We start from the raw sequence: 2425 nt of genomic DNA on the forward strand, positions 1-2425 counted from the left end.
AACATCAAATGGTGCTGATGGTGCACTTACGTTACCCGCAGGATCTGTTTGTGTTGCTGTGATCGCATGCTCACCTTCAGTTAGACCAGGTGAAGGAAGTGTGTAACTCCAATGACCATCTTTATCCGCAATAGCACTGCCTACAGTAACACCATCTACATTGATGGTAACAAGGTTACCTGGTTCAGCTTTACTACCCGAAATCGTCGGTGTTGTATCATCCGTTGAATCACCCGATTTCAATGGACCTTGTACTGTGCCCACATCATCAACAACTTGATCAATTTGAAGCGCAGTCGGTGCAGTCGTATCAATCGTTAACTTCGCTGTATCTGTTGCTATCGTGCCATTGTCTAATACTGCTGTCGCAGTATAAGTATGTGGACCATCAGCTTGTGAGCTAAGTTCTACTGTCCATTTACCATTCGCATCTGTGGTCGCACTGCCAACAGTTTTGCCTGCTTCATCTGTAATTGTAACCACAGCATTCGGCTTTGATGTCCCGTTCAGAATTGGGGTGTCATCATTGGTGATGCCACCTTTCGCTACAGGACCAACCACAGGCGCTTTATTGTCTTCAAAGCCCGTGATTTGTACGTTAACTTGTTCGGTATTAACTGTGAAATCTAATGGGCTACTTGGCGCACTCACGTTACCTGCAGGATCCGTTTGTGTTGCTGTAATTGCATGTGGACCATCTACCAATGCTTTGTCTGGCGTATATTCCCACGTACCATCTGCTTTAACTGTGGTCGAACCAATCGGCTGACCATTGTCATAAATCGTGACTTTATCACCTGGCTCACCTTGACCCTTTAAGGTCGGGGTAGAGTCATCAGTGGTATCGCCTGATTGAATGTCACCTACTTTCGGAGCAACATCATCTGTTGCTGTAAATGTAGGTGTAGCTGGTGCTGTCGTATCTAAAACAATTGGATAAGTACCTGTTTCTGTACTCGATACACCTGCATCATTCACCGCTTTCGCAGTAATGTTTTTAACACCATCCAAACCTAGATCATTCAGCTCTATTGACCAGCTCTTATCTGCTTGAACTGTCGCTGAACCAACTTCTACACCGTTGCTATACACATGTACGACTGTTCCAGGTTCACCTGTACCACTTACTGTTGGGGTCTTGTCATCAGTTGCTCCATCTTTTTGGATCGGACCAATAATGTCACCCGCATTATCATATACAGATAGAATTGCTGGTTCTGCTGGTGCACCAACCAATAAATGGAATGTTAATGCATCAGTTTGTTTGCCTTCATTACCTGCATTATCAACAGGAGATGCTGTAAAGCTATGTTCTTTACCTGTAAGTGGTGTCGTCGGTGTAAAGCTCCATGTACCATCTGGGTTAACTGCGGTTGAACCAATTAACTGACCATTATCATAAACATTCACCACACTTACATCTGGTGTTGCCTTTCCTGAATAAGTTGGAGTCGTATCATCAGTTGAATCACCATTGGTAATATTACCCACGGTTGGTGCAACATCATCATAAAGTTTGAGATCAGTTAAGCTACCATCCGTAGGTGGAGAGATGTCAATCGTGACATCTTGACTGGTCATCGCTCCAGCATTACCTGCCTTGTCTACAATTTGTGCTTCTACAACATGCTTACCTTCTGTTAATGGATTTACTGTGTTGTCATATGACCATGTGCCATCTGCTTTTAATGTCGCATCTACCCACTTACCACCATCAACACTGACTTGAACCTTATCACCCGCTTGGATTTGACTCGCGTCAGACACTTTCCCACTAATGATCAATGTTGGATCTTTAGTGATGAAGTCGCCTACAGTACCTGTATCGTCTGTAATGCCTGTGATTGTTGCTGTAACCGTTGGTGGCGTAATATCAATAACAACATCAAATGGTGCTGATGGTGCACTTACGTTACCCGCAGGATCTGTTTGTGTTGCTGTGATCGCATGCTCACCTTCAGTTAGACCAGGTGAAGGAAGTGTGTAACTCCAATGACCATCTTTATCCGCAATAGCACTGCCTACAGTAACACCATCTACATTGATGGTAACAAGGTTACCTGGTTCAGCTTTACTACCCGAAATCGTCGGTGTTGTATCATCCGTTGAATCACCCGATTTCAATGGACCTTGTACTGTGCCTACATCATCAACAACTTGATCAATTTGAAGCGCAGTCGGTGCAGTCGTATCAATCGTTAACTTCGCTGTATCTGTTGCTATCGTGCCATTGTCTAATACTGCTGTCGCAGTATAAGTATGTGGACCATCAGCTTGTGAGCTAAGTTCTACTGTCCATTTACCATTCGCATCTGTGGTCGCACTGCCAACAGTTTTGCCTGCTTCATCTGTAATTGTAACCACAGCATTCGGCTTTGATGTCCCGTTCAGAATTGGGGTGTCATCATTGGTGATGCCACCTTTC

Annotated in this window: 1 protein-coding gene; it reads right to left on the bottom strand. The window is 44.4% G+C overall.

What is annotated here, in order from left to right; translation table 11 throughout:
- On the bottom strand, positions 1–2425 hold a 2425-nt coding region (locus B9T35_RS18180; protein ID WP_213033379.1), incomplete at both ends, for an Ig-like domain-containing protein.

Source organism: Acinetobacter sp. ANC 3832 (assembly GCF_002135415.1).
In the GTDB taxonomy this organism is placed as follows: Bacteria; Pseudomonadota; Gammaproteobacteria; order Pseudomonadales; family Moraxellaceae; genus Acinetobacter.